This is a genomic window from Streptomyces sp. NPDC026672, from assembly GCF_040638185.1.
Classification (GTDB): domain Bacteria; phylum Actinomycetota; class Actinomycetes; order Streptomycetales; family Streptomycetaceae; genus Streptomyces.
Genome location: NZ_JBEZXS010000043.1, coordinates 63,860 through 79,192, shown reverse-complemented (window position 1 = coordinate 79,192; position 15,333 = coordinate 63,860). Strand labels below are relative to the sequence as shown.

The 15,333-nt window shown below is 73.8% G+C and carries 11 protein-coding genes and 1 tRNA gene; 4 read left to right on the top strand and 8 right to left on the bottom strand.

Features of this window, described 5'->3' with window-relative positions; all coding sequences use genetic code 11:
* Positions 1-90: 90 nt before the first annotated feature.
* From AB0F77_RS35030 to AB0F77_RS35020, 3 genes are all read right to left on the bottom strand, one after another.
* Entirely contained in the window at positions 91-1,089 is a 999-nt protein-coding gene (locus tag AB0F77_RS35030) for a Gfo/Idh/MocA family oxidoreductase (RefSeq protein ID WP_361956081.1), read from the bottom strand.
* Between the two features lie 125 nt (positions 1,090-1,214).
* Positions 1,215-1,991 carry an SDR family oxidoreductase gene (locus AB0F77_RS35025; RefSeq protein WP_361956079.1) on the bottom strand — a complete coding sequence of 259 codons (777 nt, stop codon included), beginning with the start codon at positions 1,989-1,991 and terminating at the stop codon, positions 1,215-1,217.
* Positions 1,992-2,025: 34 nt separating this feature from the next.
* Positions 2,026-3,192, bottom strand: coding sequence for a phytanoyl-CoA dioxygenase family protein (locus AB0F77_RS35020; RefSeq protein WP_361956077.1), 1,167 nt, complete (start codon positions 3,190-3,192; stop codon positions 2,026-2,028).
* Positions 3,193-3,357: 165 nt separating this feature from the next.
* Here AB0F77_RS35020 and AB0F77_RS35015 point away from each other — a divergent pair, with 165 nt between their 5' ends.
* Entirely contained in the window at positions 3,358-4,389 is a 1,032-nt protein-coding gene (locus AB0F77_RS35015) for a LacI family DNA-binding transcriptional regulator (RefSeq protein ID WP_361956075.1), read from the top strand.
* Here AB0F77_RS35015 and AB0F77_RS35010 read toward each other — a convergent pair.
* Entirely contained in the window at positions 4,370-5,530 is a 1,161-nt protein-coding gene (locus AB0F77_RS35010) for a Gfo/Idh/MocA family oxidoreductase (protein ID WP_361956073.1), read from the bottom strand. The genes AB0F77_RS35015 and AB0F77_RS35010 overlap by 20 nt on opposite strands.
* Before the next feature lie 177 nt (positions 5,531-5,707).
* On the opposite strand from AB0F77_RS35010, the gene AB0F77_RS35005 reads away from it, so the two are divergent.
* Positions 5,708-6,709 carry a LacI family DNA-binding transcriptional regulator gene (locus AB0F77_RS35005; protein WP_361956071.1) on the top strand — a complete coding sequence of 334 codons (1,002 nt, stop codon included), beginning with the start codon at positions 5,708-5,710 and terminating at the stop codon, positions 6,707-6,709.
* Positions 6,710-7,432: 723 nt separating this feature from the next.
* Here AB0F77_RS35005 and AB0F77_RS35000 read toward each other — a convergent pair.
* Positions 7,433-8,008, bottom strand: coding sequence for a helix-turn-helix domain-containing protein (locus AB0F77_RS35000; RefSeq protein ID WP_361956069.1), 576 nt, complete (start codon positions 8,006-8,008; stop codon positions 7,433-7,435).
* 222 nt (positions 8,009-8,230) lie between these two features.
* On the opposite strand from AB0F77_RS35000, the gene AB0F77_RS34995 reads away from it, so the two are divergent.
* Both AB0F77_RS34995 and AB0F77_RS34990 read left to right on the top strand, forming a co-directional pair.
* Positions 8,231-9,658, top strand: coding sequence for an MFS transporter (locus AB0F77_RS34995; protein WP_361956067.1), 1,428 nt, complete (start codon positions 8,231-8,233; stop codon positions 9,656-9,658).
* Positions 9,659-9,706: 48 nt separating this feature from the next.
* Positions 9,707-9,780: transfer RNA gene (locus tag AB0F77_RS34990), tRNA-Pro, on the top strand.
* 199 nt (positions 9,781-9,979) lie between these two features.
* Here AB0F77_RS34990 and AB0F77_RS34985 read toward each other — a convergent pair.
* From AB0F77_RS34985 to AB0F77_RS34975, 3 genes are all read right to left on the bottom strand, one after another.
* The gene (locus tag AB0F77_RS34985) at positions 9,980-12,100 is read right to left on the bottom strand and encodes a bifunctional serine/threonine-protein kinase/ABC transporter substrate-binding protein (RefSeq protein ID WP_361956065.1); all 2,121 of its coding nucleotides are present in this window, start codon (positions 12,098-12,100) and stop codon (positions 9,980-9,982) included.
* A 163-nt stretch (positions 12,101-12,263) separates the two neighbouring features.
* Positions 12,264-14,459: a bifunctional serine/threonine-protein kinase/ABC transporter substrate-binding protein gene (locus AB0F77_RS34980; RefSeq protein WP_361956063.1), complete on the bottom strand. Its 2,196-nt coding sequence runs from the start codon at positions 14,457-14,459 to the stop codon at positions 12,264-12,266.
* The gene (locus AB0F77_RS34975; protein WP_361956061.1) at positions 14,456-15,328 is read right to left on the bottom strand and encodes a hypothetical protein; all 873 of its coding nucleotides are present in this window, start codon (positions 15,326-15,328) and stop codon (positions 14,456-14,458) included. Before AB0F77_RS34975 ends, AB0F77_RS34980 begins: the two co-directional genes overlap by 4 nt.
* Positions 15,329-15,333: the final 5 nt, after the last annotated feature.

Here is a 15,333-nt window from a genome sequence, read left to right as displayed (position 1 = left end):
TACGAGGGCGATCCTCCGCCTTGCGACTGCACGCACCAGACGCCGCGGGCCCCGCCCTCCGGGCGGACGGCGCTACTTTCGAAACACGCCCTAGCGGACCTCCGCCAGCGTCACCGGACGGTGCTCGTGCAGCGACAGCGTGCACGCCTCCGCGATCCAGCCCGCCTCCAGGGCGTCCGCCACCGTGCAGGGCGAGGGCCGGGTGCCGGCCACGACCTCGGTGAACGCGGTGAGCTCCGCGCGGTAGGCCGCCGCGAAGCGGTCCATGAAGAAGTCGTGCGGGGTGCCCGCGGGGAACGTGACCCCCGGCTCGACCGAGCGCAGCGGCAGCTTGTCGTCCAGGCCCACCGCGATCGAGTCCCGGAAGCCGTGCAGCTCCATGCGGACGTCGTAACCCCGGGCGTTGTGGCGGCTGTTGGAGACCACCGCGATCGTGCCGTCGTCCAGGGTGAGGACCGCGCCCGTGGTGTCGGCGTCGCCCGCCTCCTTGATGTAGTCGGCACCCCGGTTGCCGCCCACGGCGTACACCTCGGTCACCTCGCGGCCGGTCACCCAGCGGATGATGTCGAAGTCGTGCACCGAGCAGTCGCGGAAGATCCCGCCGGACGCGGCGACGTACGCGGCCGGCGGCGGCGCCGGGTCGAGCGTCGTGGAGCGGACCGTGTGCAGCGTGCCCAGCTCCCCGCTCGCGACGGCGGCCCGCGCGGCCGTGAAGCCCGCGTCGAAGCGGCGGTTGTAGCCGATCTGGATGGGCACGTCGCTGCCCTCCACCGCCCTGAGGACCTCCACACCCTCCTTGATGGTGCGGGCGACCGGCTTCTCGCAGAAGACCGGGACACCGGCCTCGACACCGGCCAGGATCAGCGACGGGTGGACGTCGGTGGCCGCCGCCACCACGAGGCCGTCCACCCCGGCCGCCAGGACCGCCTCGGGCGAGTCCGCGACCTCGGCCCCGAACCGCTCGGCGGCGGCGCGCGCGGCGTCCGCGAACGGGTCGGCGACGACGAGGGACTCGACGGCGTCGAGCCCGGAGAGGGTCTCGGCGTGGAAGGCGCCGATACGGCCGAGGCCGAGGATTCCGATACGCATGTGCTTACTGCTCCTTGGTACAGAGGGAGGTGAAGGGCGCCCCGAAGGGGCGCGGGGAACTGCGCGCCCGGCCACGACGCTGCCGCACCCGACCGAGGCGTGGCGCGGTCTGTCCCGCGGGGCGGCTAGTCGAGGCCGCCGAGGACGTTCTGGTCCCAGTCGATCACCGAGCCGGTGACCACCCCGGACCGGTCGGACAGCAGCAGGACCACGAAGTCGGCGATCTCGTCGGGCCGGCCGAGCCGGCCCATCGGCAGCCGGGCCGCGGCCTGCTCGCGCCAGTCGTCGCCGGCGTCGTGGAAGGTCCGCTGGGTCGTGTCCTCGCCCTCGGTGTCGGTCCAGCCGATGTTCAGGCCGTTGATCCGGACCCGGTCCCAGCGGTGGGCGTGCGCCGCGTTGCGGGTCAGGCCGATCAGCCCGGCCTTGGCGGCGACGTACGGCGCGAGGAAGGGCTGGCCGCCGTGCGCCGACGACGTGATGACGTTGACGACCGTGCCCGGCGCCCCGCGCGCCACCATGTCGGCGACCGCCGCCTGCATCGCGAAGAACGGCGCCCTGAGGTTGATCGCGACATGCGCGTCGAACAGCTCGGGCGTGGTGTCCAGCAGGCTCCCGCGCGCGGTCAGCCCCGCCGAGTTCACCAGGCAGTCGATCCGGCCGTACGCCTCGACCACCGCGGTCACGGACGCCTTGGCCTGTTCGGCGTCCGCCAGGTCGGCGCGGACGAACAGCGCCTTGCCGCCGGCCGCCGTCAGCTCGGCCACCAGCGCCTCGCCCGGCTCGGCCCTGCGGCCCGACACGGCGACCCGCGCGCCCTCCCGGACGGCGGCCCGCGCGATCGCCGCGCCCACCCCCTGGCTGCCGCCGTTGACGAGGACGACCTTGTCGTCGAGAAGTCCCACGGGCGTGTGCCCTCCCTCGGTTCCCACGGCCGGCTCAGCTCTCCCGCCGGCCCGCGCCGGCCCTCAGCCGGGCCCGCAGCGCCCGCGGCGGCAGCCCCTCGCCGAGCGCCCGCCGGACGACGTCCGCCTGCGACGGCGGCGCCAGCCCCTCCACCGGCGGGTCCCGGTCCAGGTTGGTCGGGAAGGCGTAGCCCTCCGCGCTCGCGGCGATCACGTTCTCCAGCCACTCCTCGTCCACACCGTCGGCCTTCCGGCGCAGCAGCACCGGGTAGACCGCGCCCGCGACCGCCTCCCGGTCCACCGTCTCCATCGCCCGCCCGAACGCGGACGACACCTGGAGCAGATTGGCCGTCCGGCGGACGTCGGCGGTGCGGTTGGTGCCCGCCGCGTGGAACAGCGCCGGGTTGAAGAACACCGCGTCGCCCTTGGCCAGCGGCAGCTGCACGTGGTGCGCCTCGAAGTACGCCCGGAACTCCGGCAGCCGCCAGGCCAGGTAGCCCGGCTCGTACCGGTGGGAGTACGGCAGGTACAGCGTCGGGCCCGACTCCACCGGCATGTCGCAGTGGGCGACCGCGCCCTGGAGGGTGAGCAGGGGGGAGAGGCGGTGCACGTGCGCCGGATAGCCGGCCGCCGCCTCGTTCGACAGGAACCCGAGGTGGTAGTCGCGGTGCGGGGTCTGCCCGGCGCCGCCCGGGTTGACCACGTTGATCTGCGAGGTGACCTGGTAGCCCGGCCCGAGCCACGCCGACGCGGCCAGCGCCAGCACGTCGTTGGCGTAGTAGTCGGCGAACGCCTCCGGGTCGTACAGCGCCGTCTTCTCCAGCGCGTTCCACACCCGGTCGTTGGCGCCCGGCGCGGCGAAGTGGTCGCCCGCGGTCGCCCCCGCGGCCCGCTGCTCGGCGATCAGCCGCTCGAACACCACCGTGGCCCGGTCCACCACGGACGGGTCGGGGAACGCGCCCCGGAACACCACCACGCCAGGGCCCTCGCTCAGCGCGCGCACCAGCTCCGCCGCCACCGCCCGGCGGTCCCCGGCCGCCCGCAGCCGCTCGCTGTCGTAGATCAGGACGTTCCGCTCCACCGACGCGGCGTACGGATGGTCGGCGAGGTCCGTGGTCCGCTCGACCAGGGCGCGGAAGGCGTCGAGATCGCAGTCCCGTTCGGACAGCCAGGCGCGGTCGTGCGCGGTGGTGAGGGACATCGGCGTCCTTCTTTCGGTCACGGAGGCGGCCGCTTCCGGTCACGGTTGCGGCGGGCCCTCGGTCACGGCGGTGACGTGGTGCTGTCATTCTTGTCAGTACAAACACCTCGAACAACCAGCAGGAAGCCATCAAAAACCCCTCAAGCGGCCGAGGAGTCCCGCCCCATGGGCCACCCCTTTCCCATCCGTGAGATCGCACGTCAGGCCGGTCTCAGCGAGGCCACCGTGGACCGCGTCCTCAACGACCGGGGAGGGGTGCGCGACAGCACCGCCCAGGAGGTGCGCCGGGCCATCGCCGACCTGGACCGCCAGCGCACCCAGGTCCGGCTCGTCGGCCGCACCTTCATGATCGACATAGTGATGCAGGCCCCCGAGCGGTTCACCACCGCCGTCCGGGCCGCCCTGGAGGCCGAACTGCCCTCCCTGCACCCGGCCGTGCTGCGCTCCCGCTTCCACTTCCGGGAGACGGGTCCGGTGGCCGAACAGGTCGCGACCCTGGACCGGATCGCCCGGCGCGGCTCGCAGGGCGTGATCCTCAAGGCCCCCGACGTCCCCGAGGTCACGGAGGCCGTCGGCCGGCTCACCGCCGCGGGCATCCCCGTCGTCACCCTGGTCACCGACCTGCCCGCCAGCGGCCGTATCGGCTACGTCGGCATCGACAACCGCGCCGCGGGCGCCACCGCCGCCTATCTGACGGGCCAGTGGCTCGGCGACCGCCCCGGCAACGTCCTCACCAGCCTGAGCAGCGGCTTCTTCCGCAACGAGGAGGAGCGCGAGATGGGCTTCCGCGCCGCCCTGCGCGCCCTGCGCCCCGAGCGCACGCTCGTCGAGATCGCCGAGGGCCAGGGCCTGGACGCCACGCAGTACGACCTCGTCCGCGCCGCCCTCGAACGCGATCCGGAGATCCGAGCGGTCTACTCGATCGGCGGCGGCAACATCGCCACGCTGCGGGCCTTCGCCGATCTCGGCCGCGAGTGCGCCGTGTTCGTCGCCCACGACCTCGACCACGACAACACCCGGCTGCTGCGCGAGCACCGGCTGTCCGCCGTGCTCCACCACGACCTGGGGCACGACATGCGCGAGGCGTGCCACCTGGTGATGCGCGCCCACGGCGCCCTGCCGCCCGCGGGACCCACCCTGCCGTCGGCGATCCAGGTGGTGACGCCCTACAACATGCCTACACCACCGGTACGGTGACCCAGGCGCCGCTCTCCGCGGAGCGGGCCATCGCGTCGAGCACGGTCGCGCTGCGCACGGCGTCCGTCAGCGTGGTGCCGTGCGGGACGCCCTCGGCGACCGAGCGCAGGAAGCGGTACGCCTCGATCACCTTCAGGTCGTCGTAGCCCATGGCGTTGGCCGCGCCCGGCTGGAAGGCGCCGAACTCACCGTCCCCCGGGCCGACGAACACCGTGCTGACGGGCTGGTCCTGGTACGCGGTGCCGCGGCTGACCGCCAGCTCGTTCATCCTGCGGAAGTCCCACAGGACCGCGCCCCTGGTGCCGTGCACCTCGAAGCCGTAGTTGTTCTGCTCGCCGACCGAGACCCGGCACGCCTCCAGCACGCCCCGGGCACCGGAGGCGAACCGCAGCAGACAGCTGACGTAGTCCTCGTTCTCGACCGGGCCCGGCTCGCCGCCCGAGGCCAGCGTGTGACCGGCGGTGGCACCCGTGGGACGCGGGCGCTCGGGCACGAACACGGCGGTGTCGGCCGTGAGGGACACGATGTCGCCGACCAGGAAGCGGGCGAGGTCCGCGCCGTGCGAGGCGAGGTCGCCGAGCACCCCGCTGCCGCCCCGCTCACGCTCGTAGCGCCAGGTCAGCGCCCCGTCGGGATGGGCGGCGTAGTCGCTGAACAGCCGGACGCGGACATGGGTGACCGTGCCGATCCCGCCGGCCGCGATCAGGTCCCTGGCCGCCTCCACGGCGGGCGCGTTGCGGTAGTTGAAGCCGACCGTGCCCTGGACCCCGGCCGCGGCGACGGCGTCCGCCACGGCGCGGGCGTCCCCGGCCGTCAGCCCCACCGGCTTCTCGATCCAGATGTGCTTGCCGGCCCCGGCCATCACCACGCCGATCTCCCGGTGCAGGAAGTTCGGGGCGGTGATGCTGACTGCCCGCACCCGGGGGTCGGCGGCGACCTCCCGCCAGTCACGGGTCGCCGAGGCGAACCCGTAGCGCTCGGCGGCCTCCTCGGCGCGGCCCGGCACCTCCTCGGCGACCGTGATCAGCCGGGGGCGCAGGCCGAGGTGCGGATAGTGGTGGGCGACCCGGGTGTACGCCTGGGTGTGCACCCGGCCCATCCAGCCGAATCCGACGACCGCGACACCGAGCGCTTCCACCATGCCAGCCCCTCTTCGGACTCCCGGGAACCCGGCAGGCACCGGTTTGGACCCATCGGGTTGGACCGGTCCATCTCCCGCCGACGCCACAGTGATGACGCGCACGGCCCGGTGTCAAGCCCCCCATCGGGGCCACGGGGGCCTTTGACAGGCGCCCGGCCGCGTGGAACGGTCCATCCCATGAGACCGCCCACCATCCGTGACGTGGCCGACCGGGCCGGGGTCTCCAAGTCGCTGGTCTCGCTCGTGCTGCGCGGCTCCGGGCGGGTGCGCCCCGAGAAGCGCGAGGCCGTCCTGCGGGCCGTACGGGAACTGGGATACCGGCCGAACGCCGCCGCCCGCAGCCTGAGCGAGCAGCGCACGCGCACGGTCGGTGTCCTCCTCGACGACCTGCGCAACCCCTGGTACGTCGATCTGCTCGACGGGCTCAACTCCGTGCTGCACGCGGCCGGACTGCGCATGCTGCTCGCCGACGCCCGGCTCGGCCGCCGCAGCGGCGACGACCTCGCCGGCCCCTTCCTGGACCTCGGCGCCGACGGTCTGGTGGTCGTCGGCACGCTGCCGGACGCGGCCGGACTCGCCGGGGTCGCCGCGCGGATGCCGGTCGTCGTGGCCGGTGCCCGCGAGCCGGTGCTGCCCGGGGTGGACGTGGTGGCGGGCGACGACGAGGCCGGGGCCCGGCTGGTCACGGAGCACCTGCTCGGGCTCGGGCACCGCGCGATCGCGCACGTCACCGGGTACGGCGCGGTCGGCGAGCTGCGGCGGCGCGGCTTCGAGGCGGCGATGCGCGAGCACGGGGCGGAGGCGGTCGTCGAGCCGGGCGACCTCACCGAGGAGGGCGGCTACCGCGCGGCCGTCCGGCTGCTCGCCCGCTCCGACCGGCCCACCGCCGTGGTCGCCGTCAACGACATCACCTCCGTGGGTGTGCTGTCGGCGGCCGGGGAGCTGGGCCTGCGCGTACCGCACGACCTGTCGGTGACCGGGTACGACAATACGAGCATCGCCCGGCTGCGGCACGTGTGGCTGACCACGGTCGACACGGCCCCGCACGAACTCGGCCACCGGGCGGCCCACCACCTCCTGACCCGCCTGAACCACCCGACCACCCCGGCCCGCCTGTTGCTGACACCCCCGCGCCTGGAAATCCGGGGGACCACGGGGCCACCGCGGGGGGTGGGGTAACGGCAGGGTGGGCCGGTGTCGGTGGGCCGGGGGGAGGCGGGACGGTGCCGACGGCCGAGACCCGGGGCAGGTCGGCGCCGGCGGACGGCAACGGAGCGGGCCGGGGCTGACAGGCCAGGGCGAGGCGGGCCCGGTGTCGGCGGGTCGGGTCGGCTCGGGGCACGTCGGCGCCGATGGCCGAGGGAACCGGCGTGCCCGGCGTCCGCGACACCGACACCGGTGTCCCTGTCCCCGGCGCGACCACCGGTGTGTCCCCTGTCCGCGGCGTCAGCCCCTGCGAGTCCGGCGTGCCCGGCGCCGGCCCCTACGTGGTCGGCGTTCGCGGCGCGAGCACTGGTGTGGCCGTCCGCGGCGCCGGCCCTTGCGAGCCCGGCGTCTGGGGCGTCAGCCCCTGCGAGTCCGGCGTGCCCGGTGTCAGTCCCTGTGTGGTCGGCGTCTGGGGCGTCAGCCCCTGCGTGCCCCCTGTCCGCGGCGCGAGCACCGGTGTGGCCCCTGTCCGGGGTGTCAGCCCCTGCGAGTCCGGCGTGCCCGGTGTCAGTCCCTGTGTGGTCGGCGTCTGGGGCGTCAGCCCAGCGTGACCCTGTCCGCGGCGCGAGCACCGGTGTGGCCCCTGTTCGCGGTGCCGGCCCATGCGTGCCCCGTGTCCGCGGTGTCAGCCGCTGTGTGGTCGGCGTCCGCGGCGCCGGCCCCCTGCGTGCCCCCTGTCCGCGGCGCGAGCCGTTGTCAGCGGGTGCGTACGCCGTCCAGGGCGATCGTCAGGACGCGGTCGCGCTGGGCCTCGTCGTCGAAGGCCGTCGCCGTCACCCCGGCCACCAGCCGCAGCAGATCGCCGAAGGAGATGTCGGCGCGCGCCTCGCCCGCCTCCTGCGCGCGCGTGAGCAGCGGGTCCCCGGCCGCGTACATCGACTCGCGGCACGCCTGGAAGACCTCGGACTCCCCGTTCAGCGCCTCGCGCACCGCACGCTTGGTGATCATGTAGCCCGCGAACCGGTCCAGCCAGGCCGTGAGCGCCTGCCACGGCGGCAGGTCGGCGACCTCCGAGGCCACCCGGCACAGGGCGTTGACCTCGTTCGCGTACACGCTCTCGAAGAGGTCGCGGCGGGTCGGGAAGTTGCGGTACAGCGTGCCGATGCCCACACCCGCGCGGCGCGCGATGTCCTCCAGGGCGGCGTCCGCACCCTTCTCCGCGAAGGCATCCCGCGCCGCGTCGAGCAGGGCGTCGTAGTTGCGGGCGGCGTCCTTACGGTGTGGCCGCTTGGACGCGACGATCTCGCTGATGGGGAACGAGGTGGCCGTCACAGCTGCCTCCAGGGGGAGCGGCTCGGTTGAAGCGGAGGTGTGCCTCCGCTACAGTGGAGGGGTACCTCCACTTTAGCAGTGCGGAGTGGCATCGCCGCGGTCCCCCGTGTCCGCGTGCGGCCGGACCGTACGAACCCGTACGACCCTCACGGGCCGCGCGCCCACCGTGCCGCCCGTACCCCGACCGACCACCCTCCGCGTTCGTCCTCGGAGAGGCTTTTCATGCCCCGGAAGTCCACCCGCCTCACCTTCGCGGTCCTCGCGACAGGTGCCGGCGTGTTCTCGATGCTCCAGTCGCTGATCGCGCCGGCCCTGCCGACCGTCCAGCACGCCCTGCACACCTCGCAGTCCACCGCGACCTGGGTGATGACCGCGTACCTGCTGTCCGCCTCGGTCTTCACCCCGATCCTCGGCCGGGTCGGCGACCTCGTCGGCAAGAAGCGCACCCTCGTCGCCGTCCTGCTGGCCGTGCTCGCCGGCTGTCTCGTCGCCGCGCTCGCGCCCAGCATCGGCGTCCTGATCGTCGCCCGGGTGATCCAGGGCGTCGGCGGCGCCCTGTTCCCGCTGTCCTTCGGCATCATCCGCGACGAGTTCGACACCGCCCGTGTCAGCGGCAGCATCAGCAACCTGTCCGCCGTGATCGCGGCCGGCGGCGGCGTCGGCATCGTGGCCGCCGGACCCATCGTGTCCGCGCTCGACTACCGCTGGCTGTTCTGGATACCGGTCGGCATCGTCGCCGTGACCGTGCTCATCGCCTTCCGCTACGTCCCCGAGTCGCCCAAGAGGGCCACGGGCAGCGTCAGTTGGCTCGGCGCCGGGCTGCTGTCCGCGTGGCTGGTGGCCCTGCTGCTGCCGCTGAGCCAGGCCGGCCAGTGGGGCTGGGGCTCGGCGAAGGTGATCGGCCTGTTCGCCGCCGCCGTCGTCCTCTTCGCGGTGTGGCTGTCCACCGAGGCCCGCTCCCGCAACCCGCTGATCGACCTGCGGGTGATGCGGCTGCCCGCCGTGTGGACGACCAACACTGCGGCCCTGCTCTTCGGCGCGGGCATGTACGCGATCTGGTCCTTCCTGCCCGGCTTCCTCCAGACCCCCGACTCCGCCGGTTACGGCTTCGGCGCCAGCGTCACCGCGTCCGGACTGCTCATGCTGCCGATGCTGCTCGCGATGTTCCTGTCCGGCGTGCTCGGCGGCCGGCTCGCGCCCGTCATGAGCGCCAAGTTCCAGCTCGCGACCGGTGCCGCGTTCGGTGCCGTCGCCTGTGCGATCCTCGCCCTCTGGCACGACGAGCAGTGGCAGATCGCCGTCGCGTCCGGAGTGTTCGGCCTGGGCATCGGCCTCGCCTTCGCCTCGATGGCCAACCTGATCGTGGGCAGCGTCCCGCCCGAGCAGACCGGCGCCGCCACCGGCATGAACGCCAACATCCGCACCATCGGCGGCTCCATCGGCGCCGCGGTCACCAGCGTCCTGGTCACCGGCCGGCTTCAGCCCTCGGGCCTGCCCTACGAGTCCGGCTACACCCACGGTTACGCCCTGCTCGCGGTGCTCTGCCTCGGCGCGGCCGGCGCGGCCCTCCTGGTCCCGGCCCGCCGCGCGGAGCGCCTCACGACCACGGTCACCGAGCGTCCGGCACCCGCACCCGTACGCGTGCGGTAGGGTTGACCTGCGTGATCACGCGGGGCACCACCCCGTGTGACATCGCACCGGGACGTGGCGCAGCTTGGTAGCGCACTTGACTGGGGGTCAAGGGGTCGCAGGTTCAAATCCTGTCGTCCCGACTTTACGAAGTCGCAGGTCAGAGGTCGTTTCAGAGAGGATCTGAAACGACCTCTGGCTATTCGGGACACGGGAGCCGGAGCTCGTCGCACCAGTCCCCGACTGTTCGACACCATGTGGCCCGCCGGCTGCTGGGCCACGAGGTAGTCGTAGTTCTGCCGCGAGGGCCTCGTGGGAGTTTCGCTCGCAAGGAACCCTGGTTCACGTCTTCTTGCCGATGTCGTCGAAGCGCGTCACGAAGCGGGCGGCTCCCCCGGTCACTCGGTACAGGAACCCGCCGCTGTCGTCGCCGGTCTCGAAGAACTGTGAGGTGGCGTCGAAGCTGACGCGGCGGGTGATGCCCTGCCAGGGGCGGCGCAGGAGTTCGGAACGCAGGGCGGACCGGCCGTCGTCGCCGACGGCGGCGAGGCCGTGGGCGGCGAACCGGACGGCGTCGTACGCCTCGGCGGCCCAGGGGCCCGGCGGCTGCCCGTGGCGGGCGCGGAACGCGGCTGCGAACGCCTTGGTGCGGGAGTCGGCGCGCGCGTCGGTGTAACCCGTGCCGATGCGCCAGCCTTCGCCGACGGCGAGGAACGCAGTGGCGAGGACGTGCTCGCCCGCGACCCGGGCACCCCGGTGGCCCGCGTTTCGCAACGCGCGGGCGCAGGCGGCGGCACGGTCGGGGTTCACCCCGCCGAAGAGGACCGCGTCCCGGGGGCGGGCGGCGATGCGGCGCTCGACCCCGGAGAAGTCCTCGTCGGCCGCGACCTCCTCCACCACCGTATCGCTCTCCAGCTTCCCGTAGCCGATGGCGATGCGGACCGTGGCCAGGCTCTCCACCTCGGTGGCCAGATCGTGCACGATCACCGTGCGGGCGGGCTCGACCACCCGGTTCAGATAGCGCAGAACCGCGGGCGGGCCGATGGTCAGGGTGGGGCGCAGCACGAGCGCGGTGGTGGTGTTGACGTTGTTGAGGTCCTCGGTGTCGGCGCGGGTGACCAGCAGGGTCAGCCGTGCCTCCGTGCACGGGCCCAGCGCCGCGGGCACGGTCGCGTTCGTGCCCGCGGCGATCACCACGGACACGTCCGGGTCGGCGGCCAGCCGGGCGGCTGCCCCGGCGGAGCCGGTCGCGGTGCCGCGGTCGTCGGCGGTGCGCAGCACGAGGTCCACGGTGCGCCCGGCGTCCCGGTTGTGCTGTTCGACAGCGAGGAGGGCGCCGCGCCTGTGAGCTGTGAAGACGGGTCCGTCCGGGTCGCCGAGCAGGGCAACCACGTGGCGGGACCGCCGTACGGGGCCGGTGTTCGCGGACGCCCCGGCCCGGCCCCACTTCCACCACGCGGCTGCCCCGGCCGCCGCGGTGACACCGAACGCGGCCCCCGCGACGAGCAGGCGCCGCCGGGTGGGCGAGGGCGGTGCGCCCGGGGATTCCGCGGAGGAGGGGCCGGTGACCCGGGTCGGTTCGGGCGTGGGCAGGTCGAGGACACGTGCGGCACGGGTGGCGACCAGAGCGGGCAACTCTTCGGGCAGCCAGTGGGCCGCGGCGAACTCACCGAAGACGTCGCGGAGTTCGCGCGCGCCGGGACGCCGCTCCGGTTCCTTCGCCAGACATCGCCGTACGATCGGGTCGAGGCTGTCCGGTACGCCGTCCAGGTCCGGTTCCCGGTGCACGGTCCGGTACAGCACGGCCGCGGCGCCGCCGGTGCCGAACGGGGGCCGACCGGTGGCCGTGTGGGCGAGGACGCAGCCGAGTGAGAAGACGTCGCTGGGCGGACCCACGGTGTGCCCGCGGGCCTGCTCGGGCGAGAGGTAGCCGGGGGAGCCCACGACGGAGCCGTCCGCGGTGAGCGCGGTCGCGCCGACGGCCCGCGCGATCCCGAAGTCGATCAGGCGCGGCCCGTCCACGGCCAGCAGTACGTTCGCCGGCTTGACGTCCCGGTGGACAAGACCGGCCGTGTGTACCCCGTCCAGCGCCTCGGCCAGCGTGGTGCCCAGGCCGCGCAGTTGGGCCTCGGGCCAGGGTCCGTGCAGCGCGACGGCCTCGGCGAGGGACGGGCCGGGGACATAGGCCGTGGCCAGCCACGGGGAACGGGCCTCGGCGTCGGCCGCGACGACCGGCACGATCCAGCGGCTGGTGAGGCGCGACGCGAGCTCGGCCTCGCGGCGGAACCGGGCCCGGAAGCCGTGGTCGTCGGCGAACTCGGCGCGGATCACCTTCAGCGCGCACCAGGCGCCGAGCGGCGAACGCGCCAGGTAGACGACGCCCATGCCGCCCGCACCGAGCCGTCCCGCCAGCCGGTGCCCGCCGATCAGGGACGGATCGGAGGGCAGCAGCCGTTCCACCACGTCAACCGCCTCCGTTCCCCGATCGTCCCCGGCCACCGTCCAGGGGCTCCGCGGGGTCCCCGCCCCTTCCCACCGGCCCGCGCACTTCGACGGCACCCCCGTCGTTCCCGCCCGCGGGCTCCGGGCCTTCGAGGGACCCGGCCTCCGTCAGCTCCGGCCTCCGTCAGCTCCGGGCCTTCGCCGCGGATTGCAGCTCGCCCAACGATCCCAGCTGCCGGAACCGCCCGCCGCGGACCACGTGGACGAAGGTCTCATCACTCCAGCCGTCCCCGCTGTTGTCGTACTGGTGGTACTCGCCGAAGGCGTACGTCCGGGCGATGCCGTCGTACTTCGCCTTGTCCAGCCGCACGGCGAGCCGGTCCCGTACCGGCCGCTCGCGCGCACCGGCCGGGACCGTGCGGGCGAACTCGCCGAGCAGCATCCGCACGCTGTCGTACGCCTCGGTGGCGTACGGCTCCGGAGTGTCGCCGTAACGCCTGCGCCAGGCCGCTGTGAAGTCCTTGGCCTTCCGCGTCGTCAGCACGGAGGGGTCCACCGCCGACGTGACCACGTACCAGCCCTCGCCCGCGCTCCCCGCCCGGCTCGGGAAGTCCGAGCCGTACAGCTGATGCTGCATCCAGCGCGGTCCGGTGAAGCCGGCCGTCGCCAGGTCCCGGGCGGCCCGGACGGTGGCGTCCAGGGGACCCAGGTACGCGAGGGCTCCGACACCGGCGGCAATTAGTTCACGGACCGTCTTCGGGCCGTCGCCCGTCTCCTCCGCGACGACGCGCGGTACGACCTCCGCACCGAGGGTGTCGCGCCAGCCGGCGATCAGCGCGGCGCCCTGGTCCTGGATGGCCGTGCCTCCGGACCGGTCGATGACGACGCCGATCGGGACCACCTGGCCGGCCACCAGCGCGTGGAGCGCGATCCAGCCGCCGAGCGCGAGATGGGCGGTGCCGGTCTGGAACGAGGTCTTGGACGAGGTCACGAAGTAGTCCTGCTGACCCGTGCTGCTGGACACATGGGTCAGACCCGCCTCGCCGTAGACGGCCGCGGCCGCACGCATCGGGATCTCGGCGACCGGACCCAGCACGGCGACGACGTCCCGGTCAGCGGTGAACGTACGGGCGACTTCGCGTGCGGAGTCCACATCACCCCGGTCGGCCAGGACCTTCACCTTCAGGTCGTAGGAACGCTTCGGCGTGGCGTTGTGCTGGGCAACGGCGAGAAGGGCGGCACGTTCGCAGACCCGGCTGACGGCGGCATCGGCCGTGCCGGTGGCCGTGTGCACGCCGAGGACGTACACGGGACGCCCGGCGCCCGCGGACGGCTCCTCGTCGTCGTCGGACGCCCACACCGCTGCTCCGGTCCCACCGCCCGCGAGCAGCAGCGCACCGCCGGCGAGCAGCAGACGGCGTCGGCCGAGGGACCGGACGGGAGTGTCCGGCGCGGTCTGTTCCTCCGCTCCGTCGACGACCGTGGGCTCGATACCGGGCAGGGCGAGGCTCTCGGCGGCCCGCGCGGCGACCATCCGGGCGACAGGGGCGGGGAGCCAGCTACCGGAGGTGTCCGGAGCGTCCTCGGCGAGCAGGTCCCGGACCTCCTCGGCGGTGGGCCGCGCGTCGGGGTCCTTGGCCAGGCAACGCTCCACCAACGCCCCCAACTCGCCCTCCAGACGACGGAGTTCGGGCTCATCGTGGACGGTGCGGTAGAACAGGGCGTCCGGGGTCCCGGTGCCGAAGGGCGGGATGCCGCTCGACGCGTACGCCAGCACGCAGCCCAGCGCGAAGACATCGCTCGCGGGCGAGGCCGACTCCCCCTCGGCCTGCTCGGGGGCGAGGAATCCAGGTGTGCCGACCACCATCCCGGACGCGGTCAGCGCCGTGTCGCCGACGGCCCGCGCGATGCCGAAGTCGATCAGGCGCGGTCCTTCCGGAGCGAGCAGTACGTTCCCCGGCTTGACGTCCCGGTGGACAAGACCGGCCGCGTGCACGGCGTCCAGCGCCTCGGCCAGCGACCCGCCGAGGACGCGCACGGCATCCGACGGCAGCGGGCCGTGCGCGGCGACCGCCTCGGCGACGGAAGGCCCGGGGACGAACACGGTGGCCAGCCACGGCTCCCGCGCCTCGGCGTCGGCGTCCAGGACGGGCACCACCCAGGGACTGTCCACCCGTCGCGCCAGCTCCACCTCCCGCGCGAACCGGGCACGGAAGTCGTCGTCACCGGTGCTCTCACCCCGGATCACCTTGATCGCCGCGAGCGCACCCGCGTCGGTACGCCCGAGATAGACGACGCCCATGCCGCCCGCACCGAGCCGCCGCAACAGCCGGAACCCCGCGATACGCGACGGATCGGACGACCGCAAGCTCTCGCTCATCGCTGCACCCCCTCGGTCCGGCTCGGCGAGCCGGCCGCCTCGGCTGTGCCGCCCGTACCACCGGCCTCGCCCGTGCGGTCGATCTCGGCGGCGGCCAAGGTCACCCCTCCGGCCAAGCCGGACGTGATCGCGGCGTCCTCCTCCGCGCTACGACCCGCGCCATGACGAGCCGTCGCGGCCACGGTGACCGGACCGAGCCGGTACTTGTACCAGTCGAAGGGGTGCGCCTCGCTCGTGCCGTCGACGGCCCACTCACCGGACTCCGCCAGGTCGTCGTCCGAGATCACATTCCGTGCGTCGGCGAACGCGTCGAGCCGGGAGTACAGCCCGCGCACCATGTCCGTGGCGTTCAGTCGCTGCTCGGGGCAGCGCAGTGCCGATTCCAGCGACTCGGCCATGTCGCGCCGCGCGGCGACGGTGTCCTCGTGCACGGTGACGGTCAGCGAGACGTACACCGACCCCTTGCCGTCCTTCTCCGGTAACTCGAACGCCCGCGTGAGGCTGGCCAGCACGTTCTCCGGTAGTGCCTCGCGTTGCCACAGGCAGTCCTCCTGGAGTACGGCCCACATGTCCGGGTCGCTTTCGAAGGGCTCGCGTTTGCGGTACCCGATACCGAAGTAGTCGGGCCGTACGTCGAGCCCACGGACGAACGCGACCGCCTCGGCCCGCGTCTTCGGTGCCCGTGCCTCCGCGAGCGTGTACGGCTCGCTCCTGGTGGTCGACGACGGCGACGGCGACGCCGAGGGCGAGGCGCCGGGACTTCCGTTCGCCTTCCCGTCCGCCTCGGCCTCGTTGTCCGCCTCGCCCGTACACCCCGCCAGCAGCAGCGCGCCCGCCGCCACGGCCAGGACCGGTCTCCACCCGCCCATGCAGC